Annotated in this window: 22 protein-coding genes; 3 read left to right on the top strand and 19 right to left on the bottom strand. The window is 58.2% G+C overall.

The window, feature by feature from the left end:
* Positions 1-34: 34 nt before the first annotated feature.
* A complete protein-coding gene (locus T9A_RS04750; protein ID WP_035245607.1) occupies positions 35-1,429 on the bottom strand; it encodes a phospholipase D family protein in 1,395 nt (464 codons plus the stop codon).
* A gap of 128 nt (positions 1,430-1,557) precedes the next feature.
* Entirely contained in the window at positions 1,558-2,448 is an 891-nt protein-coding gene (locus T9A_RS04755; protein ID WP_232222014.1) for a DNA ligase, read from the bottom strand.
* Positions 2,449-2,599: 151 nt separating this feature from the next.
* Between T9A_RS04755 and msrB the strand changes: the two genes are divergently transcribed.
* Positions 2,600-3,661 carry a peptide-methionine (R)-S-oxide reductase MsrB gene (gene msrB / locus T9A_RS04760; RefSeq protein ID WP_035245608.1) on the top strand — a complete coding sequence of 354 codons (1,062 nt, stop codon included), beginning with the start codon at positions 2,600-2,602 and terminating at the stop codon, positions 3,659-3,661.
* A 130-nt stretch (positions 3,662-3,791) separates the two neighbouring features.
* On the opposite strand, the gene T9A_RS04765 is transcribed toward msrB, so the two are convergent.
* From T9A_RS04765 to T9A_RS04780, 3 genes are all read right to left on the bottom strand, one after another.
* On the bottom strand, positions 3,792-4,868 hold the full coding sequence (locus tag T9A_RS04765) for an alpha/beta hydrolase (RefSeq protein WP_198030617.1): 1,077 nt from the start codon (positions 4,866-4,868) through the stop codon (positions 3,792-3,794).
* Positions 4,869-5,444: 576 nt separating this feature from the next.
* Positions 5,445-8,714, bottom strand: coding sequence for a carboxyl transferase domain-containing protein (locus tag T9A_RS04775; RefSeq protein WP_035245613.1), 3,270 nt, complete (start codon positions 8,712-8,714; stop codon positions 5,445-5,447).
* 187 nt (positions 8,715-8,901) lie between these two features.
* Positions 8,902-9,570 (bottom strand): TetR/AcrR family transcriptional regulator, encoded by a 669-nt coding sequence (locus tag T9A_RS04780; protein ID WP_156964830.1) that lies wholly within the window; start codon positions 9,568-9,570, stop codon positions 8,902-8,904.
* Positions 9,571-9,718: 148 nt separating this feature from the next.
* Between T9A_RS04780 and T9A_RS04785 the strand changes: the two genes are divergently transcribed.
* Positions 9,719-10,387, top strand: a complete 669-nt coding sequence (locus T9A_RS04785) for a hypothetical protein (RefSeq protein WP_052042493.1) — start codon at positions 9,719-9,721, stop codon at positions 10,385-10,387.
* Complete coding sequence (locus tag T9A_RS04790) at positions 10,387-11,202, top strand: SDR family oxidoreductase (protein ID WP_035245618.1); 816 nt, start codon at positions 10,387-10,389, stop codon at positions 11,200-11,202. Before T9A_RS04785 ends, T9A_RS04790 begins: the two co-directional genes overlap by 1 nt.
* 11 nt (positions 11,203-11,213) lie before the next feature.
* Here T9A_RS04790 and T9A_RS04795 read toward each other — a convergent pair whose 3' ends face one another.
* From T9A_RS04795 to T9A_RS04860, 14 genes are all read right to left on the bottom strand, one after another.
* The gene (locus T9A_RS04795) at positions 11,214-12,698 is read right to left on the bottom strand and encodes a carotenoid oxygenase family protein (RefSeq protein WP_052042494.1); all 1,485 of its coding nucleotides are present in this window, start codon (positions 12,696-12,698) and stop codon (positions 11,214-11,216) included.
* A gap of 262 nt (positions 12,699-12,960) precedes the next feature.
* Positions 12,961-13,524 (bottom strand): DUF8453 domain-containing protein, encoded by a 564-nt coding sequence (locus tag T9A_RS04800; protein ID WP_035245620.1) that lies wholly within the window; start codon positions 13,522-13,524, stop codon positions 12,961-12,963.
* Positions 13,525-14,441: 917 nt separating this feature from the next.
* Entirely contained in the window at positions 14,442-16,271 is a 1,830-nt protein-coding gene (gene glmS, locus T9A_RS04805) for a glutamine--fructose-6-phosphate transaminase (isomerizing) (RefSeq protein WP_035245626.1), read from the bottom strand.
* Positions 16,272-16,361: 90 nt separating this feature from the next.
* On the bottom strand, positions 16,362-17,729 hold the full coding sequence (gene glmU, locus T9A_RS04810) for a bifunctional UDP-N-acetylglucosamine diphosphorylase/glucosamine-1-phosphate N-acetyltransferase GlmU (protein WP_035245628.1): 1,368 nt from the start codon (positions 17,727-17,729) through the stop codon (positions 16,362-16,364).
* A gap of 309 nt (positions 17,730-18,038) precedes the next feature.
* Positions 18,039-18,461: a F0F1 ATP synthase subunit epsilon gene (locus tag T9A_RS04815; protein ID WP_035245630.1), complete on the bottom strand. Its 423-nt coding sequence runs from the start codon at positions 18,459-18,461 to the stop codon at positions 18,039-18,041.
* 21 nt (positions 18,462-18,482) lie between these two features.
* On the bottom strand, positions 18,483-19,865 hold the full coding sequence (gene atpD, locus T9A_RS04820; protein ID WP_035245632.1) for a F0F1 ATP synthase subunit beta: 1,383 nt from the start codon (positions 19,863-19,865) through the stop codon (positions 18,483-18,485).
* Between the two features lie 58 nt (positions 19,866-19,923).
* Entirely contained in the window at positions 19,924-20,784 is an 861-nt protein-coding gene (gene atpG, locus T9A_RS04825; protein WP_035245635.1) for a F0F1 ATP synthase subunit gamma, read from the bottom strand.
* Between the two features lie 23 nt (positions 20,785-20,807).
* On the bottom strand, positions 20,808-22,352 hold the full coding sequence (atpA, locus tag T9A_RS04830; RefSeq protein ID WP_035245636.1) for a F0F1 ATP synthase subunit alpha: 1,545 nt from the start codon (positions 22,350-22,352) through the stop codon (positions 20,808-20,810).
* 16 nt (positions 22,353-22,368) lie between these two features.
* Positions 22,369-22,905 carry a F0F1 ATP synthase subunit delta gene (locus T9A_RS04835; protein ID WP_035245637.1) on the bottom strand — a complete coding sequence of 179 codons (537 nt, stop codon included), beginning with the start codon at positions 22,903-22,905 and terminating at the stop codon, positions 22,369-22,371.
* Positions 22,906-22,920: 15 nt separating this feature from the next.
* A complete protein-coding gene (locus T9A_RS04840; RefSeq protein WP_035245638.1) occupies positions 22,921-23,391 on the bottom strand; it encodes a F0F1 ATP synthase subunit B in 471 nt (156 codons plus the stop codon).
* 64 nt (positions 23,392-23,455) lie between these two features.
* Positions 23,456-23,677, bottom strand: coding sequence for a F0F1 ATP synthase subunit C (gene atpE / locus T9A_RS04845; protein ID WP_007151035.1), 222 nt, complete (start codon positions 23,675-23,677; stop codon positions 23,456-23,458).
* A 56-nt stretch (positions 23,678-23,733) separates the two neighbouring features.
* Positions 23,734-24,642, bottom strand: a complete 909-nt coding sequence (gene atpB, locus T9A_RS04850; protein ID WP_035245639.1) for a F0F1 ATP synthase subunit A — start codon at positions 24,640-24,642, stop codon at positions 23,734-23,736.
* Positions 24,643-24,677: 35 nt separating this feature from the next.
* Positions 24,678-25,106 carry an ATP synthase subunit I gene (locus tag T9A_RS04855; RefSeq protein ID WP_232222015.1) on the bottom strand — a complete coding sequence of 143 codons (429 nt, stop codon included), beginning with the start codon at positions 25,104-25,106 and terminating at the stop codon, positions 24,678-24,680.
* A gap of 253 nt (positions 25,107-25,359) precedes the next feature.
* On the bottom strand, positions 25,360-26,463 hold the full coding sequence (locus T9A_RS04860) for a hypothetical protein (protein ID WP_035245640.1): 1,104 nt from the start codon (positions 26,461-26,463) through the stop codon (positions 25,360-25,362).
* Between the last annotated feature and the right edge of the window lie 2 nt (positions 26,464-26,465).

Below are 26,465 nucleotides of genomic sequence, written 5' to 3' on the forward strand. Positions count from 1 at the left end.
AAATGGCCATTGGCGCTGCTTGAGCTTGCCGCGCCTACAGCATCCGCTCAATGGGCAATAGCGACAGTAAACATGCCAGCACCCGCCGCCATACCGTCACGCCGGGTTCGTTGTGAAGCACTAGTGGACGACCGTCGTGGCCATCACCGGCCCAGGTCAGTTTGCCCTGCTCTTTGTCGACTCGATAACTGTTTTCCGGCGCCAGCCCCTCTTCGATGAAGGCCGCAACCTGCTGGCCCAGTTCCGCAGACGCCACGTAGTAGCCCATCTCGGTATTCAGATGCACCGAACGTGGATCGATATTGAATGAGCCCACGAACACTTCGCGCCGATCCAGCACCATGGCCTTGGTGTGCAGGCTGGCCCGGGAGCGGCCCTTGAATAACCGCACCTGCCGATGCAGGGCCCGAGCGTTCGGCGCCAGCTCATGCAGCTCCACACCGGCGTCCAGCAAGCCATCACGATAACGGGCATAGGCACCGTGGGCGGCAATCACATCATTGGTGGCCAGGCTGTTGGTGAGCACCGCCGCGCGACCACCCCGCTGTTTCATTTCCGCCAGTTCCGCCACAAAGGCATCACCGGGAATAAAATAGCTGGCCTCCATCAGCAGCTCCTGATGATCATCCCGGGCCAGCAGGTGGGCGAGCTGGTCGCCCATCAGGGTCTGCTTGACCCCGGCCGCCTTGTCGGGACTATCGAACAGCAACACCGCATGGGCCTGTACACACTGGCGATCCTGCCCTGCCAGGTAGTCGGTGAAGAACGCTTCGTGCTGAGGAAACAGGTAGGGGTAATTTTTCAGGGACCGGCGCCATTGTCGCAGCCACTGCCAGACACGCTCCGCCGCCGCCTCCCGATAACGACGCAGGGTCTTCATGGGCATGGCCAGCGGGCTGTCCCAGTAGCAGTCAAACGCCGCCTGGGTATCGGCGACGATGGGGCCGCGGGCGTACAGGTCCAGATCGCGAAAGTTGGTGGACGCATTCACGCCGAAATAGTGATCGGCGATATTGCGGCCGCCTACCAGCGCCCGTTCACCATCCACGATCCAGGCCTTGTTGTGCATGCGGTGATTCAGCAGCGGCATGTGATGAAGCCATTGCAGGACATGCTTGTAACGCCCATGAAAAGCGTTGAACAGGCGCACCTCGATATTGGGGTGGGCATCCAGCGCCGCCCACTTTACGTCCCGGCCCAACTGGTTGGCGTGATCCAGCAGCATGCGCACTTTCACGCCCCGGCGTGCCGCCTCCAGCACCCGGTAAATCAGCAGCTTGCCGGTGGTGTCGTCATCCCAGATGTAGTACTGCACATCCAGCGTCCGCCGGGCCAGGCGGGCCAGCGTGATCCGCAGGGTAAAGGCCTGCTCGCTGTCAGCCACCAGCGACAGGGACGACAGCGTCATTGCCGTAGCCCCGGCGCTCATGCCGGCTCCTGGAAACGGTGTGATAGGGAAATGACTGACGCTCCTGCAACCTTGTGACAACCCGACCCATGAGCGGCGTTGCCGTTTTCGTTGTCCTGCAAGGTAGCAGAAGCCAACCCCTAACTGAATCAGTCGAACTGGGACACATTACGACTCCACGCCGGCGGCTGGTCATTTCGTATCCGTAGAAAGCTGGCAAAGCGCGGCAGGCCGTTGGCGGTGAGCCCGAAGAATTTGTAGGTCACGGTGCTGCCCACGGGCGGCGGGTCCGCCCGCTCGTTATCGCTGAGGCCACTGCCCAGCTTGAAACGTCGACCGTCCCCGGTCTCCACCACCAGTGCGCCCACCTGCCCCTGGTATTTGCCTTTCCCGTCGCTGTAATCCACCACCGTTGCTTCCGCATCCTGAAAGGTTTTCACCTTGAGCAGCGCCGCCGTGCGGCCGGCTTTATAGACGCTGTCACCGTGATGCAGCATCAAGCCTTCGCCGCCGATCGCCATCACCCGATCCAGACGCGCCAGCAGGGCGCCATGGTCTGTAGCCCGTCGTTGTTCGACCATGGCCAGGTGATAGGAGGCGGTTTTCTCCACCAGCTCACGCATCTTTTCCACCCGCTCGCTGAATGGCATGTCACTGGATGGTAAGTCGAACACCATAAAGCGGATCTTCCGCCATTCCTCCGCCTTCGGCTGTAACCGGCGAACCGCTGCCGACACCTGGGCAAAGCGGCCGCGCCCCATCCACAGCTCACCGTCCAGGGGCTGCGCGGGAAAATCGCGCAGGAACCAGTCCGGCGCGGCGATAATATTGCCGCCCCGGGACAGCAACTGCTGCCCGTCCCAGTAGGCCCGCACCCCATCCAGCTTTTCGCTGACCCAGTAGCCCTGCAGATCCATACCCGCCTGATACACCCTGGCCAGCTGCAAAGGGGGCTCGCTGGCCCGGGCCACGGCCACCAGCAGGCACATGAGCACCATCAGGCCAACCCGCAGACATCCTTGTCTTACCGGTATTTTCACGGTCTTCTCCCTTTATTCTCGCTCGCGGTCCCAGACTGTGCCTGAAGGAGAGGCCCGGCTCTGTGCGCCATCGCAGCGCCAGTGCGTAAGAAATCACCGGTTTTGCAACAAATCCGTTGGCCGGGCATCCAATCTTCAGGAGGTAACAACTATGCGCACACTATTATTTCTGGCGGCTCTTACATTGAGCGCCCCTGTACTCGCCGCCGAGGCCTACTTTGCTGGCGGCTGTTTCTGGTGTACCGAATCGGATTTTGAAGAGCTGGATGGCGTCAGCGAAGCCATTAGCGGCTTTGCCGGGGGCGACGAGAAGCATCCCAGCTACGAGGATGTGGCCCATGGCCGCACCGGCCATACGGAAGTGGTAAAAGTCATTTATGACCCGGCGGTGGTGAGCTATGACAACCTGCTCACCTGGTTCTGGCAGCACGTGGACCCCACCGACCCCAACGGCCAGTTCGTGGATCGCGGCCAGCAATACCGCAGCGCGATTTTCTATCAGACCGAGGCAGAGAAAACCGCTGCCCTGGCCTCCCGCAAGACACTGGAGGAAAGCGGCCGCTTCGACAAACCGGTGATCACCGAGATTACCGAGCTGGACGCTTTCTACCCGGCGGAGGATTACCACCAGGATTACTACAAGACCCACAGCCTCAAGTACAAGTACTACCGCTACCGCTCCGGTCGCGACCAGTTTCTGCAAGAGCACTGGGACGACCCGAAGCATCGCCCCTGGCTCACCGACCAGGTCACCCAGCGCTGGCAGGGAGCGGACCAGTTCCAGCGGCCCAGCGATGAGGTGCTGAAAAAATCCCTGCCCAAGCTGGTCTACCAGGTGACTCGGGAAGACGCCACCGAGCGGGCCTTCCAGAATGAATACTTCGATCAAAAAGCCGAGGGAATCTATGTGGATGTGATTAGCGGCGAGCCGCTGTTTTCCTCCACGGATAAGTACAAATCCGGCACCGGCTGGCCCAGCTTTACCAAGCCCATCGACAAGGCATTCGTGACGCTGGAGGAAGACAACAAGCTATGGGCTACCCGCACAGAGGTGCGCAGCCGCTACGCAGATTCCCACCTGGGCCATGTGTTCAGCGACGGCCCCGAGCCCACCGGCCAGCGCTGGTGCCTTAACTCCGCCGCGCTGCGCTTTGTGTCCAAGGCCGAAATGGAGAAACAGGGTTACGGGAAGTACTTACCCCTGTTTGAATAGCACCCGACACGCAACCGCAATTAGCGGTTGCGTGCACTCTGCAGGGAAACAATAAGGGTGAACGGCGAACCGACCTGTCTCTTCAGGCCCGCGCATAAAAAATCAGCCCATTGACGGAAAGCCTTAATCCCTATCGATTGCTGCCAGTCGCTAACTGGTGATTGATAAAAGCCACCATGCTGTCTTCCAGTTGCTGCAAACCCGGCATCTCCAGCGGATAGTGCCCGGCATTTTCAAGCATCACTGAAGACCATCCATTCTCAGGTAGTTTCTCCAGAAACGGTTCGCTTAACGTTATTGGCGTCCAGTGATCTTCAGCAGGCTGTGTCAACAGAATCGGGCAAATACGAAAATCTTCAGGTTCAATGGCCGGCTGATAGGTCAGATAACTATGCAGGAAACGCGTGCTGACCCAGTTCCCCGCCGACGTTTTATCATCAAGAAAAACATCCAGGGCCTCATCGTTATTAACCAGCTTGTTCATCTTGGACACCCATTTCAGAGGCATCTTTACCCCCCCGGTAAGAGGGTTATCTGCCAGCCACAGCAGCGGCGATCCGGCCACGCTGATAAACGTATTCCTGGCTGTTTTTCGTCGCACCATGCTGTTTCTCTGATCAAGAAACGTCATGCCAATAATGCCTTCTACCTGACCATTGAGAGCAGCGGCATGGTACGCCAACATGCCACCGGCACTCAGCCCATAAAGGAAAATGGGCCGCTCATGCATCTCCCTCTGGGCGCTAATAAAATCACTAACCAGTTCAACCCAGGCATCATAGGTCAGCGTTTCATCCGGATTGACCTGAGTCATACCGTAGCCCGGTAAATCCAGTGCCATGACATCAAAACCATGACGAAACAGGGGCCCACCGGCAATCATCGATAACTGGCGGCCATTGGTACCCACACCATGAAGCAGAATCACCAGAGCAGACGCTGACTGATTGGAAAAATGATCAATATGAACCTTGTGGCCACGCCAGTCCCACCATTTTTCCTCTGGCTGGAATGTTGTCGTTAAATGGAATTTTTCGGGAAGAAAGGTTTGAATCTCTTTCCAGGCAGCCTGCGACTGGTACCCCTCCATTGCTTCATTCGTGTGCGCGGATGGCATGAAGGCGAGCAATAGAATCGCACCGATCACATTGCCAAAAACCGTTTTTATTATCATTTTATTTCTCTGTTCGTCATCGAGGATGCTCAATTATTTCCTCTAGCACTTTAGTGCTCTACCGCTTTTCAAACATGACCATGGCCGCCATTTTGTTGACCTCCTACGCCAACCTTCACCACCGAAAGCCCCAAACCCATCGCCATCGCCGCTGCATAAGCAGCACCGCCCTTCGCTTTGCACGCAAGGCCAAGCCGAAGACGGATATGGAGGGTATCTATACCTGTTGCCGTGACGACAATGGCAACAAGGGCCAAGCGCGGGCGGGCGCGTGGGTAATGGGCCAATCCGCATCAGCGGTGAATTCCGGACAGTTTAGAAATTCCCGGCCGGGGCGATACCGGCGCTACCTGTAAGAGCTTGCCTGCAAGCGAAAGACGGAGGTGCCTACTGCGTTATCTACAAAGCCGCTGTAGGAGCGGCGCTTGAGCCGCGAACCGAGCGCCAGCGAGGCAACAGAAATCCAGGCGACGACCATCCTTTCTGGAACCTGTCGAGGCGATCGCCTGCTGCCGATTCCGCGTTCCCACGCTGTTCGCGGCTCAAGCGCCGCTCCTACAGCGGCTTCGCATCCAGGTTTTCGAAACTCGTGGCTCGCTGCTGGCCTTTTCAGAATGTATCCACAAACGGCCGACCGCCACTGCCACCTCGATGCCCGGACGCATTCAACCCACGCAACAACCACTGGCGACTTTCCACGGGATCGATCACCGCATCGATCTCCAGGAAGCTGGCCATGTTTAGCGCCTTGCCCTGCTGGTAGGCCTTGGCCACCAGCTTGTCGAACAGCCGTTGCTGTTTCTCCGGGCTGGGTTGGGCCGCCAGTTCCTTGGCGAAGCCGAGGCGCACCGCCCCTTCCAACCCCATGGCGCCGAATTCGGCACTGGGCCAGGCGGCGGTGAACAGCGGCGAATGGAAACTGCCCGCTGCCATGGCCTGGGCACCCAGACCGTAGCCCTTGCGCAGCACCAGCGTAAAGAACGGCACGGTAAGGCTGGCAGCGGTGACAAACATCCGCGACACATGGCGGACGGTGGCCTGTTTCTCGGCCTCCGGTCCCACCATAAAACCGGGAGTGTCACACAGGGACACCATGGGCAAACCGAAGGCCTCGCACAGCTGCATAAAGCGCGCCGCCTTGTCGCCGCCCACCGCATCGATGGCGCCACCCAGGTCGCCCGGATTGTTGGCGATCAAACCAAAGGGGCGACCTTCGATACGCACCAGGGCAGTGATCATGCCCGGGGCAAATTCCCGGCGCAGTTCCAGCACCGAACCGCTGTCCGCCAGGGTGTCGATAACATGGCGAATATCGTAAACCCGGGTACGCTTTTCCGGGATACGATGACGCAACTCGCGCTGATCCACGGCCTGCCAGTCGCTCACCGGGCCCTGGAAATAGGACAGGTACTGTTTGGCCACGGCCACCGCTTCCGCCTCGTCCTCGACGATCACGTCCGCCACACCATTGGGCCCCTGCACACTCACCGGCCCCACCTGCTCCGGGGTGAACCGGCCCAGGCCGCCCCCTTCGATCATGGCCGGCCCGGCCATGCCGATGCTGGCATCTCTGGTGGCGATGATCACATCGCAGCACCCCAGCAGGGCCGCGTTACCGGCGAAGCACCGCCCGGACCCGATGCCCACCAATGGCACCTGGCCGGACAGCGCCGCCATGGCCGCAAAGGTATGACAATCCAGCCCGGCCACGCCGACAAAATCCGTATCCCCCGGGCGCCCGCCACCGCCCTCGGCAAACAGCACCAGTGGCATCTTCCACTGGCCGGCAAGCTGCAAAAGCCGGTCGGTCTTCTTGTGATTCATCATCCCCTGGGTGCCGGCGAATACGGTGTAGTCATAGCTCATGGCCATGACCCGCGCCGCCTGTTCGCCCACTTGATCCGCGTTGACCGTACCGGTGCCGCCAATCAAACCATCCGCCGGGCTCATGGCCTGCAATTCTTCCGCACTGCGACGACGGCGCTGGGCGGCCAGGGCCATGGCGCCGTATTCCTGGAAGCTGCCGCTATCCAGCAGATCATCGAGGTTTTCCCGGGCGGTGCGCTTGCCCTTGCGGTGGCGTTTTTCCACCGCCTGGGGACGACCGGCATCGCTGATGGCCTGGTGCCGGTCCAGCACCTCCGCCAGGTCCTTGCGGATATGCTCCAGATCCACGCTTTCTTCCGTGGCAATCTCAGAGCCATCCACATCCCCCGGCTGCACAAACAACAGCGGGGCCGCTTCATTGATCGCATCACCCTCCACCGCTGCCAGGCTGTGCACCTCACCGGCGGTCGTTGCCCGCACCTCGAATTCCATCTTCATGGCTTCCAGCACCGCCACCACCTGGCCCACCTGCACCGTGCTGCCTTCCTGCACCAGCAGAGATAGCAGCACCCCGGTGGTGGGGCTGGCCAAGGCCTCGCAGCCCGCCGGGGTGGTCAGAGTGTCAGCCTGAGGAGAGTGATCCGCCGACGGCAACGCCGCTGTAGGTTCGGCAGGCATGGCATCCAGCAACGCGGCCAGATGGCTTTCCACATACCTTGTGGTCACCGTATTGGCCTGCACGGCGTCACTGGCCAGCAACGCCTGCAACAGGCGCAGGTTGCTTTGCACCCCGTCGATGCGGGTCTGCTTCAGCGCCCGGCGGGCACGCTGCAGAACCGCCGCATAATCCGCGCCGGTCACGATCAGCTTGGCCAGCAGGGAATCGTAGGCCGGGCTCACCGGGTAACCGGCATAGCCGTAACCATCCACCCGGATCCCCGGGCCGCTGGCAGGCTCATAGGTTGTTAGCGTGCCCGCCGCCGGTGTGGTGCTGCCGTCGGCCTTGAGGGTTTCCAGATTGAGGCGCAGCTGTACCGCCATGCCCTCACAGGCCGGGGCGGTTTCAAGATTCAGGTCGACAAGACTCGCCCCCGCCGCCAGCCAGATCTGGCTCTGCACCAGATCCATCCCGGTGACCTGTTCGGTCACCGTGTGCTCCACCTGCACCCGGGGGTTGGCTTCCATAAAGTAGAAACGGCCCTGCTCCGCTTCCACCAGAAACTCGAAGGTGCCGATGCCCCGGTAGTTCACCTCGGCCGCCAGGGTCAGAGCGCTGTGGATGATGCGATCGCGCAGGGCGGTATCGAGGCCCGGCGCCGGCGCGAACTCCACCAGCTTCTGATGACGGCGCTGCAGGGTACAGTCCCGCTCCCACAGATGGCTCACCGACCCGCTGCCGTCGCCCAACACCTGCACTTCGATATGGCGGGCGGACTCGACCAGTTGCTCCACATAGACAGCGTCGTTACCAAAGGCGGCCTTGGCTTCCGACTGACAACGGGCATAGGCCGCCTCCAGCTCTGCCGGGTCAGTCACCGCTCGCATACCGCGTCCGCCGCCACCGCTCAGCGCCTTGACCATCACCCCGCTGCCATCCAGCGAAGCCATAAACGCTTTCGCTTCTTCCAGCGATACCGCCTGGGCCGAACCCTGCACCAGCGGCACCTGACACTTTGCCGCCAGCGCACGAGCGGCGGCCTTGTCACCAAACAACCGCAACGTCTCCGCCCCCGGGCCGATCAGGGTAATACCCGCCTCGGCACACTGGTCGGCAAAGTCGGCGTTCTCGGCCAGAAAGCCGTAACCGGGATGAATCGCCTCGCAGCCCTGTGCGTTGGCAATGGCAATCAGCTGCGCCCCGTCCAGGTAGGCCGGCACCCCCCGCCCCGCCAACGCCACCGCCTCGTCCACCTGGCGGGTATGCAGGGATGCCTGATCATCTTGCGCAAACACCCCTACGGACCGAATCCCCAGATCCGCACAGGCATTGGCAATACGAATGGCAATCTCACCACGGTTGGCAATCAGGACAGCAGAAAACGGGACGGGCACGGCGGACTCCAGTCTTTGATTCGACGGCAAAGACCACAGTGTAGCCAGTTGGGGTTATCGATGGCATTGATCGGGGTGCATAGAGGACCATGCATTGCGTTAATGCCTAGCTTGAGGGCTCAGAAACTCAAGGAGCAAGACCTGACACTATTTTCCAGGAATTTATCCGCTAATCAGGCAGCAAGAGTCACTGGCCCGAAGGCGCTTCGCCTCTGCGCTTACTGAGCGCAATGGCGCCGTCGCCCACTGCCACCCAGAAACAGGCGAGGTCCTCCACCAGTTCATCCCGGCTGATGGCAATGCCCTCATCCAGCCAGGTCATGATGGCTTCGATGGTGCCGCCCACCAGCAACGCGGAGCCCACATGGGCAATGGGTAACGGCCCGCCTGCCTGATGATATTCAACACTGAACGCCGACAGGGTTTGCGCCATTCTGCCAATCACCGCCTTGCGCTGCGCCAGCGCCTGGGGGTTTTCTGCCGCTGAGGAAAACAGCAATCGTACCCGCGAGGGTTCTTCGGTCAGCCAGGTGATGCAGTCATCCAGTACGTACCGGGTCAGGGCGGGGGTATCCAGCCCTTGCTGTATCCCCCGCATCACCGCCAGCTGACCGGTATTGATCAACCGTTCTGCCAGGTCATCCACCAGCGCTGCCCCCAGGGCGTCCAGGCTCTCGAAGCTTTCATAGAAGTAACGTTTGTTGAGACCGGCACGGGTACACAGCTGATGGATCGACAGTTTTCTCAACCCGTCAGACACAATCATGGCGTAGGCCTGATCCAGCAACTGCTGCCGGCGAATGCGGACTCGCGACTCCGCAGATTCTCCATGGAACGGCCGTGTTGGTTGAGACATTGGCAAATTTCCTGATTACTCAATCACTTATCTTAACAACAGGGTTTTCTGGTACGCCAGCCTTGACGGGGCAGACTCGTCGTTTCTATTATTGGTACAGTGCTGTACCAATAATGACAACAGATGATTCACTTGCCAAGGAGCCACCATGCAAGCCACCGTCTCTCAACTCTCATCGGCATCCGCGCCGCTTTCCGATACGCAACGCGTGAAGCAGCTGCAGGAACTGGCCAGAAGCAACCCCGCTGCCGCCAGCCAGGACGCCTGGTCCCTGTTCCAGGAACTGCAGGCAGGCAGCAACCACTATCGGCTGCCCGGCCTCTTCGCCCAGGGCGCAGCCCCGCAGGCGCCCGATGGCGACTGCGAGGGGATTGTCATGAACCTGTATGGTTCTCCCTGGCTGGCCGGGCTGGACAAGATGGTCCGTCTCGGCCAGAAGCTGGGCGGCATCGGCTGGGCGGGTAAAACCTTCGATCCGAAAAGCGGCACCGGCTACAACCGGCTTACCCGTTCTTCGCTGATTCCCGCCAGGATCACCATGCCCCACTACTCGCTGCGCAAGCAGGGTCGCGAACTGCTGGGTTTCGATTTTCACCACCGTATTGAACCGTCACCGATCACACCCCACCAGGAAGTGCGCGCCATTACCTACGATGATCCGCAATTCAAGAACCCCCTGGTGATGCCCCGCGTACGTGACGAGATTGTGGAAATCGCACCGGATGTGTATCTGGGCCGCGCCCTGCTGAAGGTGAAACACGGCTGGGAAGTGGTCGGTTATTTCGGCCTGCGCTATCCCGCAAAAGGAGGCTGCTAATGGCGATCTCCCTGCGCGGCACCGTCGCCTGCGTCACCGGCGGCGGCCGGGGTATCGGCAAAGCCACCGCCATTGCCCTGGCGCAGGCCGGCGCCAAGGTGTTCATTGGTGATATTGATGTGGACGCCGCCCAGGAGGTAGCCGACAGCCTGCCGGGCGCCACCGCCATCCAGCTGGATGTCTCCGATGCGGATTCCTTTGCCCGTTTTATTGAACGTGCCAATGAGGCCGGGCCACTGGGGGTGCTGATCAACAACGCCGGCATCCAGCGCACCGGCGAATTTGTCGGGCAGAGCCTGGATACCAAGCACCGGGAAATGGCGATCAATGTGGGCGGCGCCATCAATGGCATGCATTTCGCGTTGCCCGGTATGCTGGCGCGAAACTGCGGTCACATTGTTAACGTGTCCTCCATGGCCGGCAAGATGACGGTGCCTGGCGCGGCCGTTTACTCCGCCAGCAAGTTTGCCGTGGCCAGCCTGTCGCGCACCGTGCGGGCAGAAATTGCCCAGTCCGCCGTCACCATCACCACGGTTCTTCCCTCCGCAGTGCAAACCGAACTGGCTGCCGGCCTCGATCTGCGCGGCGTGCCCAAGGCGACGCCGGAAGAGATTGCCGAAGAGATCGTCGCCTCCTGCCAGCATGGCAGGGCCGAAGTGACACTGCCGAAATGGCTGTTCCCCATCGGCACCATTGAGCAGGCCCTGCCGGAAAAATTCGGCAACTGGGTCAAGCGCGCCGTTGGCGCACAGAACCGCATTTCTGCAGATACGCCAGAAAGTCGACAATATCAGGAGCGGCTATCTAAGTTTTAATGCCCCCCTGTTCAGCGGAGAAATGAACGCGGGCTGTAACCGCAATGGAAACCAAAGGGCACGTGGTTCTTCAACGGAACCACGGCCACCTCGTCCAGGGTGCGGGCATCGAAGATCACCACCTCACTGCTGTGGTCACGGGCATCGTAGACCATGCTCACCAGCCAGCCTTCCTGATTATCGTCTTCCTCGCGGGGGGCCACGTGCATGGCTTCGGAGGTATAGCGCCCTTCGCCCAGTGAGTGGGTTTTCACCTTGCCGGTTTGCAGATCAATGCGTTCCACGCCGTCGAAGAAGGTGGAGTCATCGCCCATCATGCAGGCGGCGTACATGACGGAGGTGGGCTGGGTGGTGTAGCGATGATCCCACTGGGGGAACTCACCGCCCAGAGCCTCCTTGTATTCGTTCGCCTCAATCGTGTCACTGTGGAGATCCAGGCGGTAGCGCATGAATCGCCCGGCTGAGGTATCGCCCGTGCTGTGGAGGACATTGCGCAGCTGCTCATTCACGGAAAAATCTTCGTAGCGCGTCAGGTCCACCTCGATCCTGCCGTCGCCGCTTTCCCAGGCATTGGAGAAGTGAATCGCCACGAAGGGCTGGTCCACGGTGAAGACTTTCTCCACCTGGAAATCGGCGGTGCGCACCACATAGACCTTCATGCCCAGTTCCGGCTGCCAGGCTATGGCCTGATCGAAGGGAATCAACCCGGCCAGCCAGGGCACCGGGGACTTCATGGCGATAGGTGACTGGAAGAACACCATATAGTTTTCCGTCAGCGCGAAGTCGTGACAGAAACTGAGGAAATCCACCTCAAAGGAACCCTTCTCAACCAGATGCCCGGAGGGCGCAATCTTGTAGAGATCAATCGCCCCCTTGCCGGTTAGCGCACCCCTGGGGCGGAAAGACGGACGGATACCGAAGTTGTAATAAACCCCGGTACGCGGGTTCACCTTGCCGTGGGCACTGAAGGCATTGAACCTGCCCAGCTTGCCGTCGTAGTCATGCTCGCCAATGGTATCCAGGGTGGCCGGGTCCAGCTGCCAGGGGCGCCCACCTTCCCACAACGCCAGTAGCTTGCCACCGTGGTAAACCAGATTGGTATTGGCGCAGTTCGCCGGCAGACGACCGATGTTCTTGCGGATACCGCCCGGCGCATTGTGACCAAAGCTGCGCATGACGATTTTGTTGGCCTTGGTCTCCGCCAGATACTTGGGCGTGCGCACATAGCGGTTGCGGTACACCACACCGTAGTCCTTGAACGACACCGAGTGCAGCATGCCATCGCCATCAAACCAGTGACCAAACTCCTGACCACCAATCTTGTTGCGCCCCGGGCCGATACGGAAAAAGGTGCCGCTGACGGCATCCGGGATCGTGCCCTTCACTTCGCTGAGAGGAACAAGGTAATCCAGCTCCTCATCCAGCGCTTCAAAACCACCGTGATGCGTCACCGGCTTACCGGGAGACGTGCGCAGCGAACTAACGTCTGCCGTCATGGGATAACCCCTGCATTTATTCTTATCAGAGATTCATTTCTAAGCCTTGATGTAGTGGTGTGCAAGGAGGGTTAAACAGCTAATTGTTTGGTGTTTCACTATTTGGATGATAAGGCTGGGAATAAGCGGCTGTGTTGCTGGGCACAAGAAAAGCACAAGAGGCAGGACTACTTGAACCAGAATCTACGGCTCCACGAGCCCCTAACTAGAACCATGATGGGAAATGGGAGACCTGACCCTCAAGGTTTCTAAGGTTTCTCCTTTATGCCGAAACATAGATCTCCGATGTATCTGCGGTTCCATCGGGATTTGTCCAGTGAACAGTCGCATTGAATCCTAGCGGCGTATCATCACAAAGAGCAGCGATGAATGAGACATCGCTTCCAGGTGCAAGGACGGGAATTGGCAACTTCTCCTCAACTTCACTTTCAATGAGCGGGCTAGAATACTTAGATGGTATGTCCAGCTTAAATGAAACGTCTGTAGCGTTTACATTGCTGGCATTCGAAAGAAAAAGCTTATACCGGCTGCTTCCTGTACTTCGGAGATCCAGCCTCACGGCTGCCCGCGACTTTGCGGCTTCCTCTTTTTCAAAAGACTCTAATTGCTTAAAAGAAAGCCTCGCTTGCGCCCTTTGCAGTTCTATCGTGCTTTGCTTAATTTTTTCTTCGCTTTCAATCAGCTCTAATTGCTTTTCCGCCAGTCTGGATTGAGATTTTTGCAGCTCAATCGATTCTTTCTGCAATTTTCGCTGATCTCTTTTGGTTAGGAGACTTATCAACGCAGCTATTAATGCCACAATGACGGCCCAGTCGATTGCGTCCATTATATCTCCAAGCTCCACCGCACCCTCCAATTATGCTTAACGCCTAGCACAGCCGCCGAAGGTCGGCCTGCTGCTTATTGTTAGTGCTCATGATCCGACTCTATGTACTTGTAATCAGATAAGAAATCGACCTTACCCCCACACGAGCATGTATCGATATTTGCTACACGAACAACCCTTCCACACTCAATACAAAATCTTTCCGAATTCAGCCTTTTCCTACGGAAATAAATATATACCACAAGGTAAGCACCGACACCCCAAATGGCCTAGACATGTAGCCGGCCAAACATTTCACCCCAGCTTAAAGGGTCAGGGCTTCTAAATTTTGAAATCCCAAGTTTATCTGAGACGGCGAGAACTACAGGCAAGAACATGGCCACAAAAGCAGCGAATCCTCTAGCACTGCTTTCGCGCTCCATGGACAGATCAAACTCGTTTCGTTTTACCCACATAGCAAAGAGTCACTAACAGCGTATTCAGTCGAACGGTTCGACATATCTTTTTTCGACATAATTCTTAAGCTAGTAGCGCCCGCCTCAGCCAATATATCCAGCGATAACAATGACCTTGGGAAACGTTGAGAGCCTGTCTCATCCGGCAAAACTCGAAGCAGCGGGTTATTTCCTGTTTTTCCGCGATTCTTACCCTTCCTAAAAACCACTCTATATCAACCGCTTATCTTTTTCTGTAAGCCATATCCTACAAAATTACCCCCCGTTCTGTTGAGCACAGCCTCGCTACAGGCAATGGTTGCGCTCGTTGTTGATTGGAAGCCAATATTTCAAGGAATATCGCTTGAGCGCGCCGCCAGCGACGCTCCTACGGCAAGGTGACTATTGTCAGCCGGCACTCATAAAAAAGCCCGGCATCGCCGGGCTCGTCATTAACTATTCACTATTAATTATTCACTGCCTTTACTCCACCGTCACCGACTTGGCCAGATTCCTCGGCTGATCCACATCCGTCCCCCGCAGCACCGCCACGTGATAGCTGAGCAACTGCAGCGGCACGGTGTAGACGATGGGGGCAATGGTTTCCGGCACCGCAGGCATGTTCAGCACGTGGATACCCTCGCCTTCTTTCACGTGGGCGTTCTTGTCGGCGAACACGTACAGCTCACCGCCGCGGGCGCGAACTTCCTGCAGGTTGGATTTGAGCTTTTCCAGCAGTTCGTCGTTGGGCGCCACGGAGACCACCGGCATGTCGCTGTCTACCAGCGCCAGGGGGCCATGCTTAAGTTCACCGGCCGGGTAGGCTTCGGCGTGGATGTAGGAGATTTCCTTGAGCTTGAGGGCGCCTTCCAGGGCCACCGGGAATTGCACGCCACGGCCCAGGAACAGGGTGTGGTGTTTTTCCACGAAGGCTTCGGAAAGCTTCTCGATCGGCTTGTCCAGGGCGCTGACCTGTTCGATCAGGTTGGGCAGCTGGCGCAGCTCGCCGAGGATACCCTCAATGCGGGCATCGTCCAGGCCTTTCTGGCGGCCCAGAGTCAACACCAGCATGAGCAGGCCGGTGAGCTGGGTGGTGAAGGCCTTGGTGGAGGCCACGCCGATTTCCGGGCCGGCCTTGGTGAGGAACACCAGTTCGGATTCGCGCACCAGGGAGGAGCTGTCCACGTTGCAGATGGCCAGGCGACCCACGTAGTTGGGTGACTGGGTGTCACGCAGGGCCGCCAGGGTGTCGGCGGTTTCGCCGCTCTGGGAGATGGTGACGAACAGGGTGCCTTCCGGTACCACATGGTTGCGGTAGCGGAATTCACTGGCCACTTCCACCTGGCAGGGAATGCCGGCGATGTCTTCCAGCCAATAACGGGCCACCATGCCGGCGTGGTAGCTGGTGCCACAGGCGACGATCTGCACGGTTTTCACCCGGTCGAAGATGGCCGGGGCTTTTTCGCCGAAGGCGTCGATCAGGCTCGCCGGGCTGTCGATGCGACCTTCCAGGGTTTTCTGGATCGCCGCCGGCTGCTCGAAGATTTCCTTCTGCATGTAGTGGCGGTATTCGCCTTTTTCCGCGTCTTCGTGGGTGCCGTCGAATTCGTGGGTGTCGCGGTTGGCCGGGTTACCCTGTGCATCGACGATGCGGATGCTGTCGGTGCTGATTTCCGCCTGGTCGCCTTCTTCCAGGAAGATGAAGCGGTTGGTCACCGGCAGCAGGGCCAGCTGGTCGGAAGCGATGTAGTTTTCGTCGATACCCAGGCCGATCACCAGCGGGCTACCGGAGCGTACGGCGACCAGTTTATGGGGCTCATCCTTGTGGATGACACCCAGGGCGTAGGCGCCGTCGAGTTTTTTCACCACTTGCTGGACGGCGGTGAACAGATCCACGCCTGTGGCCAGTACCTGGTGAAGCAGGTGCACGATGACTTCGGTGTCGGTTTGTGACTGGAAGGCGTAACCGGCAGCTTCCAGTTCGTCTTTCAGTTCCTGGAAGTTTTCGATGATACCGTTGTGCACCAGGGCCAGATCGCTGCCGGACATGTGCGGGTGGGCGTTGTCTTCCGAGGGCTTGCCGTGGGTCGCCCAGCGGGTGTGCGCAATACCGGTGAACCCGGTGGTTTGCTCGTCCACGGTGGCGCTTTCCAGGCCAGCCACCTTGCCCTGGCGGCGCACCCGGGTAATGCCGGAATCATTGAGCAGCGCCACACCGGCGCTGTCGTAGCCCCGGTATTCCAGGCGCTTGAGGCCAGTGATCAGGATATTGGTGACATTACGCTGGGCAATGGCCCCGACGATTCCACACATGTTGGTTTCCTTGAATATTGCTTGCCGGTGATGGTTTCTCTGTTACCACCGGTGTTATTCGCCATGCGAGCATGGCTCCAACGAATTCGATTACTTCTTTTGTGGGCGTTTCCAGTCGCTGACGTTGCGCTGCTGGCCGCGGGCTACGGCCAGGCCGTTGTCGTCCACGTCCTTGGTGATGGTGCTGCCGGCGCCGACGGTGGCATTTTCGCCGATAGTGACCGGTGCCACCAGTGACGAATTGGAGCCGATGAAGGCGCCATCTTTCATCACGGTCTGAAATTTGTTGGCGCCATCGTAATTGCAGGTGATGGTGCCGGCGCCCACATTGACGCCCTTGCCGATCTGGCTGTCGCCGATGTAGGTCAGATGGTTCACTTTGGAACCCTCGCCCACATAGGACTTCTTGGTTTCCACAAAGTTGCCGATCTTGGCCTTGTCGGCTAGCTCGGTGCCGGGGCGCAGGCGAGCGTAGGGGCCGATGGTGCAGTGCTCGCCGACGATGGCGCCATCCACGAGGCTGTTGGCTTCGATGACGGTGCCGGCACCGATGTTGGTATCGCGGATAATGCAGTTGGGGCCGATGACCACACCTTCTTCGATGGTGACATCGCCTTCCAGCACCACGTTCACATCGATGATCACATCCGTGGCAATCTGCACGCTGCCACGCACGTCCAGGCGATTCGGGTCGCGCAGGGTGACACCGTCGCGCATCAGGGATTCGGCCTGGGCCAGTTGGTAGATGCGCTCCAGCCGGGACAGCTGCACCCGGTCGTTAATGCCATCCACTTCCCAGGCGAATTCCGGCTGCAGGGTTTCCACGGTCAGGCCGGACTGCACCGCCATGGCGATCACGTCGGTCAGGTAGTATTCTCCCTGGGCGTTGTTGCTGGATAGCTTCGGCAGACAATCAGCGAGAAAGCTGCGGGTGCAGGCGAGGATGCCGGTGTTGATTTCCGGGATACCCAGTTCCGCTTCGCTGGCGTCTTTCTGCTCGACGATGCGCTGCACATTGTTCTGGCCATCACGAACGATGCGGCCATAGCCACTGGGGTCGTCCAGGGTCAGGGTCATCAGCGCCAGGGTCTTGTCATCCACGGAGGCGACAAAATCCCGCAGGGTTTCCGGGCGGATCAGGGGGACGTCGCCGTACAGCACCAGTACGATATCTTCCTTGACCAGGGGCATGGCCTGGGCAACCGCGTGGCCGGTGCCCAGCTGCTCGGCCTGCTCGGCCCACTGCAGGTGATCGCCATTGACGATCTCTTTCACCTGATCCCCGCCGTGGCCGTAGACGATGATGGTGTTGTCGGCGGCCAGGCTGGTGGCGGCATCCACCACATGCTGGACCATGGCTTTGCCGGCCACTTCATGCAGCACCTTGGGCAACGCACTTTTCATGCGGGTGCCTTTGCCGGCGGCGAGAATGACGACTGCAATAGACCCTGAACTCATACCCTGTCCTTATGTTTTACCCTTGTCGCGATCTGCCCTGCGGCTTTATAGCATGACATCGTGACATTTCTGTCTCTCGACCTGAATCCATGACTTTAGCGTGGATGCATGGCGTAAGAATTTGTTGTCACAGGGAATTTTCTGAAGAAGCGTCGCATCACGGAATGCGATCGACTGAAGAAAATTTTCTGTGGCGGCAAAGGCTTACGTCAGGCGCCGCGATCAAGTCATGGACTCAGGTCTATGACAGAAACAAAAAAGGGTAGCACTTGGCTACCCCCCTCTGTGTTGAAGAATTGCAAAAGGTGCTTACCGCCCTTTCTTCTTCAACTGCTGAATTGCGCGCAACTGGGCCACAGACTCGGCCAGGGTAGCGGCGGCACGGGAATAATCCATTTCGGAGTTCTTCCCTTCCAGTGCTTCCTTGGCGCGCTGTTTTGCCTGTTCGGCAGCAGCTTCATCCATGTTGTCGGCACGTTCTGCGGTATCGGCCAGCACAGTTACCAGCTTCGGCTGCACTTCCAGGAAGCCGCCGGATACATAGAACACTTCTTCTTCACCATTCTGCTTCTTCACCCGTACCGGACCCGGCTTGAGCCGGGTCAGCAGCGGGGCGTGGCCCGGCATGATACCGAGATCGCCTTCCACACCGGAGGCCACCACGATTTCAACCAGACCGGAGAACAGCTGGCGTTCTGCACTAACAATGTCGCAATGCACGGTCATCGCCATTTGCTTGTCTCCCGGTGCAGGTTACTTGCTACGTTTGTTGTAGGCTTCTACCACTTCGTCGATAGAACCCTTCATGTAGAAATCCTGCTCCGGGATGTGATCGTAATCACCGTCAAGGATGCCCCGGAAACCGGCGAGGGTGTCCTTCAGGGAAACATACTTGCCCGGAGAGCCAGTAAATACTTCGGCCACGAAGAACGGCTGGGACAGGTAACGCTCGATCTTACGAGCACGGGCAACGATGGTCTTGTCTTCTTCAGACAGTTCGTCCATGCCCAGGATCGCAATGATGTCCTTCAGTTCCTTGAAGCGCTGCAGTACAGACTGCACGCCACGGGCCACGTCGTAGTGTTCCTGACCTATCACCAGCGGATCCAGCTGACGAGAGGTGGAATCCAGCGGATCGATCGCCGGGTAGATACCCTTGGAGGCGATGTCACGGCTCAGTACCACGGTCGCATCAAGGTGAGCAAAGGTGGTTGCCGGAGACGGGTCAGTCAAGTCATCCGCAGGTACGTATACGGCCTGAACGGAGGTAATGGAACCGGTCTTGGTGGAAGTAATACGTTCCTGCAGAACGCCCATCTCTTCCGCCAGGGTCGGCTGGTAACCTACCGCTGAAGGCATACGGCCCAGCAGTGCAGATACTTCGGTACCGGCCAGGGTGTAACGGTAGATGTTATCCACGAAGAACAGTACGTCACGGCCTTCGTCACGGAACTTCTCGGCCATGGTCAGACCGGTCAGCGCTACACGCAGACGGTTACCTGGCGGCTCGTTCATCTGACCGTAAACCAGCGATACTTTATCGAGTACGTTGGAGTCCTTCATTTCGTGGTAGAAGTCGTTACCCTCACGAGTACGCTCACCCACACCGGCAAACACGGAGAAACCGGAGTGCTCGATCGCGATGTTCCGGATCAGCTCCATCATGTTTACGGTTTTACCTACACCCGCACCACCGAACAGGCCAACCTTACCGCCTTTGGCGAAAGGACAAACCAGGTCGATTACCTTGATGCCGGTTTCCAGCAGTTCGTTGGTGGCTGCCTGGTCCGCATAGGTAGGAGCAGCACGGTGAATCGGCATGCGCTCTTCTTCACCGATCGGGCCGGCTTCGTCGATGGGTCGACCCAGCACGTCCATGATACGGCCCAGGGTCTTGGTGCCTACCGGAACCTGAATCGGCTCACCGGAGTCGATCACGTCAAGACCACGCTTCAGACCTTCGGTGGAGCCCATGGCAATGGTACGGACAACGCCGTCGCCCAGCTGCTGCTGAACTTCCAGCGTGGTTTCAGTACCGTCCACGGTGAGGGCGTCATATACCTTCGGTACGCCGTCGCGCGGGAATTCCACGTCGATCACAGCACCGATGATCTGAACAATACGACCGCTACTCATGCTTGCATCCTCTTAACTTGCGTTTTTGCCGCGTTCTTTCTACCAGTCTGCTGACAAATCAGACCGCAGCAGCACCACCAACGATTTCGGAGATTTCCTGCGTAATAGCAGCCTGGCGTGCTTTGTTGTACACCAGCTGCAGATCACGAATGATGTCGCCGGCGTTATCACTGGCCGCTTTCATCGCTACCATTCGCGCTGCCTGCTCACAGGCATTGTTTTCTACCACACCCTGATACACCTGGGACTCGATGAACCGCACCAGCAACTCGTCGAGCAGTGCTTTCGGAGCCGGCTCGTAAATATAGTCCCAGTGGCGCTTGAACTCTTCGTCATCTGCTGCTTCCAGCGGCAGCATCTGAATGTTCTTGGGCGCCTGGGTCATGGTGTTCACGAACTCGTTGTACACGATGTACAAGCGGTCGATCTCACCATTATCGTAGGCATCCAGCATCGCCTTGATGGAACCGATCAGGTCGTTCAGGTGCGGGGAATCCCCCAGACCGGACACTGTCGCTTCCACATTGCCGCCAACACTCTTGAAGAAAGAAACACCTTTGGAGCCCACTACGCAGTACTGGGCCTTGGCGCCTTTTTCTTCCCACTCTCGCGAGCTTTTGACGACATTCTTGAGCAGGTTTACGTTGAGGCCACCGCAGAGACCCCGATCGGAGGTCACTACGATGTAGCCAACGTTCTTCACTTCCCGCTCTTGCAGGTAGCTGTGCCGGTATTCCAGATCGGCATTGGCCAGATGTGCAACCACCTGACGCATGCGAGTCGCGTAGGGCTTGCTTGCCGCCATACGCTCCTGCGCTTTACGCATCTTGGAGGCTGCCACCATTTCCATTGCACGGGTAATTTTCTTCGTGCTCTGGACGCTGGCAATTTTGCCTTTGATCTCTTTACCGCTGGCCATAGGAAGTACCCTTTTTCAGCGAATTACCAGGTCTGGGTGGCTTTGAACTGATCGAGAGATTCTTTGATCTCGGCTTCGATCTCGCCGTTGTAGTCACCCTTCTCGTTGATTTTGTCCATCAACGCTTTCTTTTCGCTGTTCATGTAGTCCAGCAGAGCCGCTTCGAAGGCGCCGATTTTCTCGACTTCCATCCCTTTCAGGTAGCCTTCGTTCGCTGCGTACAGAACAACACCCATTTCGGCAACGCTCATGGGGCTGTACTGCTTCTGTTTCATCAGCTCGGTAACCGCCTGACCATGCTCCAGCTGTTCGCGGGTGGAGTCATCCAAGTCGGATGCGAACTGGGCGAATGCCGCCAGTTCACGGTACTGAGCCAGAGCCAGACGAATACCACCGCCGAGCTTCTTGACGATCTTGGTCTGCGCGGAACCACCTACACGGGATACGGATACACCCGCGTTCATCGCCGGACGAATACCGGAGTTGAACAGGTCGGTTTCCAGGAAGATCTGACCATCGGTAATGGAAATTACGTTGGTCGGTACGAAAGCGGAAACGTCACCACCCTGGGTTTCGATGATCGGCAGTGCGGTCAGAGAACCGGTTTTGCCTTTCACTTCACCGTTGGTGAACTGCTCTACGTAATCTTCGTTTACCTTGGCGGCGCGTTCCAGCAGACGGGAGTGCAGGTAGAACACGTCACCAGGATAAGCTTCACGACCCGGAGGACGACGCAGCAGCAGGGAAATCTGACGATAGGCCCAGGCTTGCTTGGTCAGATCATCATAAACGATCAGTGCATCTTCACCGCGATCACGGAAGTACTCGCCCATGGTGCAGCCGGCAAACGGTGCCAGGAACTGCATGGAAGCGGGATCGGAAGCGGAGGCCGCAACGATGATGGTGTTGTCCATCGCGCCGTGCTCTTCCAGCTTGCGCACCACGTTAGCAATGGTGGACTGCTTCTGACCGATGGCAACGTAGACACACTTAATGCCGGAGTCTTTCTGGTTGATGATCGCATCAACCGCTACCGCGGTCTTACCAATCTGACGGTCACCAATGATCAGCTCACGCTGACCACGGCCGATCGGCACCATGGCATCAATGGACTTGTAACCGGTCTGGACAGGCTCGTTAACCTCACGACGCCAGATAACGCCAGGCGCTACCTTTTCCACTGCGTCGGTCTGCTTGGCATCGATCGGGCCTTTGCCGTCGATCGGGTTACCCAGGGAGTCCACCACACGGCCCAGCAGTTCGGGGCCAGTCGGGACTTCCAGGATGCGGCCGGTACAACGTACCTTCTGACCTTCGGCCAGACCCAGGTAATCACCCAGGACCACGGCACCCACAGAGTCTTGCTCCAGGTTAAGGGCCATGCCGAAGATGCCGCCCTCAAACTCGATCATCTCGCCGAACATCACGTCGGCCAGACCATGAATACGCACGATACCATCGGATACGGATACAACCGTACCCTCGTTGCGTGCTTCGGTGGAGGTATCAAGTTTCGCAATGCGCGATTTGATAATCTCGCTGATTTCGGACGGGTTGAGTTGCTGCATCTCTAATCCCTCAAACTCAAGAGTTCAGTTGCTCTGCCAGACGATTCAGTCGGCCGCGCACACTGCCATCAATTACGGTATCGCCGGCTCGCACCAGCACGCCTCCAATCAGGGATTGGTCCACGGACGTGGTGACATTCACATCCGTGCCAAGGCGTTTCTTCAGCGCTGTTACCAGCTTCTCGGTTGCAGCGTCGTCCAGATCGAATGCGGAGATAAGCTCCACATCGGTGAACCGCTGCTCCTGGGCCAGAAGCTCGTGGAACAGTTGCAGGATGATCGGCAAAAGCGGCAGGCGCTTGTTTTGCGCCAGCTGGGCAACAAAGTTGCTGCCACTTTCGTCGAGTTCATCGCCACAGACTTCTGCAAAAGCAGAAACCTTGGCAGCGTCATCCAGTTCCGGCTGGTCAAGGTAGGCACGCATGGTGGCATCACCTGCCACTGCCGCTGCCAAGCCCAGCATCTTTTCCCACTTGCCCAGGTCGCCTTGTTCCTTTGCAAAAACAAAGGCGGCCTTGGCGTAGGGGCGTGCGATGGTGGTCAGTTCAGCCATGGGTTACCCGTAGTCTCAGAGTTCAGCCGCCAGCTGCTCAAGCATCTGCTTGTGCGCGTCCTGGTTTACTTCGCCAGCCAGTACCTTCTCGGCACCGCTCAGCGCCAGGGCCGCCACTTCTTTACGCAGCTGCTCACGAGCCTGATTAACCTCTTGGTCAATCTCAGAGTGGGCTTTGGCTACCAGACGCTCACCTTCGGTGCGCGCTGCATCTTTAGCCTCTTCCACAATCTGATTAGCCCGACGATTGGCCTGATCAATAATTTCGGCCGCCTTCTCTTTCGCTTCTTTGAGATTGGCGGTCGCCTTTTCCTGCGCCAGTTCCAGATCACGCTCTGCCCGATCCGCGGCACTCAGGCCCTCGGCAATCTTCTGCTTACGTTCCTCGAGCGCCCGAGAAATCGGAGGCCAAACGAACTTCATGCAGAAGAACACAAACAGGGCAAACCAAATGGCCTGGCCAATTAGTGTCGCATTAATATTCATGCCAACACCTCAATCCGCGTTGCTTAGATTTCCCAAAATCGGGGCTTAAAAAGTAAAGCGCGATTTACTGGAAAATCAGCAGGAACGCGATGGCGATACAGATAATCGGCACAGCATCCAGCAGACCGGCGATGATGAACATGCGAGTTTGCAGCATCGGAGCCAGTTCAGGCTGACGAGCCACAGACTCCAGGAAACGACCACCCATCATGCCGAAGCCCAGACCTGCGCCGATGGCCGCCAGGCCAGCTACGATAGCAGCAGCAAGAAATTGAATGCCTTCCATCTTTACACTCCCGTTAAGTGCTTGGTTGGTTTAATTAAAAACCGGTTTAAAAAAACTTAGTGCTCTTCGACCGCCATGCTCAGATACACGATGGTCAGAACCATGAAGATAAATGCCTGCAGGGTGATTACCAGAATATGGAATACCGCCCAGGGCCAGGCACCTACGAACTGCCAGGTGCCCATCATGGCTGCCAGCAGAATAAACACAAACTCACCCGCGTACATGTTACCGAACAGTCGCAGGCCCAGAGATACCGGCTTGGCCAGCAGAGCAATGGTTTCCAGCAGCAGGTTCACCGGGATCAGAAGTGCTTTGACCACCGGGTTGCCGGATTCAAAAGGATGCAGTGCCAGAGTTCCGACAAATCCGCCCACACCTTTGGTTTTGATGGTGAGGAAGATGATCAGGAACATTACGCTAAATGACATGCCAAGAGTAATGTTCGGATCCGTGGTCGGAACAATCTTGAAGTAGGCTTCGTGAGCGCTCCAGCCGAAGAAGCTCACCATTACCCACTCAAATGTCTTCGGGATAAAGTCCACAGGGACCAGATCCATCAGGTTCATCAGGAAGACCCAGCAGAAGATCACCAGTGACAGCGGGGCGATCAGCTTGCTCTTGCCATGGAAAGAGTCGCGAACCTGGGTATCAATAAACTCGATAATGATTTCCACGAAATTAAGGAAACCGGAAGGAATGCCGGCAGTCGCCTTGCGAGCGCCCAGCCAGAACAACAGGCACATGATAATGCCGAGGCCGCCAGACCACACCAGAGAGTCCACGTGAAAGGCGGCGAAGCCCATGTCTTTGGCTTCGTTACCGTTACAGGCGAAGGTCCAGGTAGTCTCGGTCAGCGTCTCCGCGTGACCATGGCATTCACGAACATACCCTTCGGGCAGTTTGCCATAGGTCAGATTACCCAGATGGTGCTTGATATACTCGCCGGCGGAGTTCGCTGCCATGTCAAACCTCTGTTAGAGAGCCGATGCCTACAGTCTCAGTCGTCTTGACTGTCTTGTTCTGCCGCTGTTTGCCCGTCCAGGCGTGCCACCTGAACCCAGCCCACGATCTGGGTCAGCATGAAGCCCAGCAGCAGAACCATTGCAATCTTCATTTCCCGCGCTTCAGGGACCTTGGAGAAAGTGAGCCAGAACAGCAACAACATAATTGCGATCTTGCCCATCTCCGCCCGAATCGCCGCTGTCGCCAAGCGTTTCGGTGCGCGGTTACCGGGGTGCATCCATAATTGAAAGCCGCCCCAGGCGTATGCGATCAGGCTGATAGTGCCTCCCCAGGCCGCTACCAGACCGGCCAGCGTACCGGCCAGGGAAGTTACCAGCAGCGCGAATATCACCAGCGTTGCAAGCTGGGCGCGCATTAAGCCCCAGAACAAGGTTCTGTTGGGCTGAAATTCGTTGCTGGTCACCGTAAAGCCTCTGGGCCGATGCAAGTTGATGCCGCACCAGGCGCAAGGTCATGGCACCCCTGATCTTTAGCGCGGCGAAGTATATGTAGTTGGCGCGCTACTGGCAACCGTGCATGGCGGATTGTTCGTCAATGTCAGTGTAAACACGAGATGGAAAAGTGATGAGAGCGGGGCCATGCGCTTTGTGAATTCAATTCACAAAAATAAATAAACATTAAAATATTTTTGTTTACCCTGCGGCAGGGGCCATCGCCTATGCCCTTGCGGGTAAAACCGGCGCCAACGCTGCCAGCTGTTCCTTATCGCCATGGACAGATAACACCGGCCAGACGGCATCCACCATAGCCGTGGCTTCATCCGTGTGCCTCAGCCGCAACAGGGCACAGGCGGCATCACCCCCGACCATGGCCAGCGTGCACCACACCGCTGGATTGCTGGCTAGCGACTGCAGCCGGTCGAGGGCGTCGCGAAGACAGACTATCGCGGCTTCATTCCGGCCCTGGCGCAATGCCACGACACCTTCCACCCAGGGCACAAAACCATCGCCATATTCCGGCAGCAACGTCGGGTCCACCTCCAGCAGCAGACAATGGGCACGGGCAGCGGAGCCATAACGGGCTTCCATCAACGCATAGTCCAGGGTCTGGCTGGGGTCCTGGTCTGAGGCCGCCACCGCATCGCGATGGCAGCGCAGCAGCCTGTCATGGTCCCGGGCTGCCAGGTAGACCCGCGCCTGCTGAGCAGAAAACATGCCCGGCATCAGCATATCCATTACCGGCTGCCATTGCGTCAGTTCCGCCAGGGCGCGATCCAGATCCCCGCTCCGCGCCTGCAGACAGGCCCTCTGGACGGACAGCTCCATGGCCACGGATTCATCACGGATACGGCGACTCAACCGGTCACCCAGTGACGCGGCTTTTTGCCAGTGGCCCAGCGCAATGGCGGACAGCATGGCATCAAAATCCCGGGCGTCGCGGTATTTCCACAGGCCGATGGCCGCCGCTGTCAGGGGCAGAAGCAACAACAGACCGGCCCAGAGTCGATAGTCGGTCAGCCACAGGAACACCGCCCCGGGCACGGCCAACAGCCAGAGCAGCCAGGTTTGCTTGAGCAGCATCAACAGGAAGGGGCGCAGCCCGTGACGGGCCTGGAAATAGTGGCGTAGTTCGGCGTAGTCCCGATCTGCCAGTCCGCCGGTATCCAGAGGCATGGCGGCGGTCATGGCATCGTTCTGCAGACGCACGGACTGCAGACCCTGCTCCTTGAGCAAGGTCAGTGCTTCAGCGGCGCTAGCCGCATCCTGAATACCGGAAACCGGTTTACCGTCGGCCTCGGCCCGGTAAAGAAACCGCCCCACTA

This window comes from Alcanivorax jadensis T9, from assembly GCF_000756655.1.
GTDB lineage: Bacteria > Pseudomonadota > Gammaproteobacteria > Pseudomonadales > Alcanivoracaceae > Alcanivorax > Alcanivorax jadensis.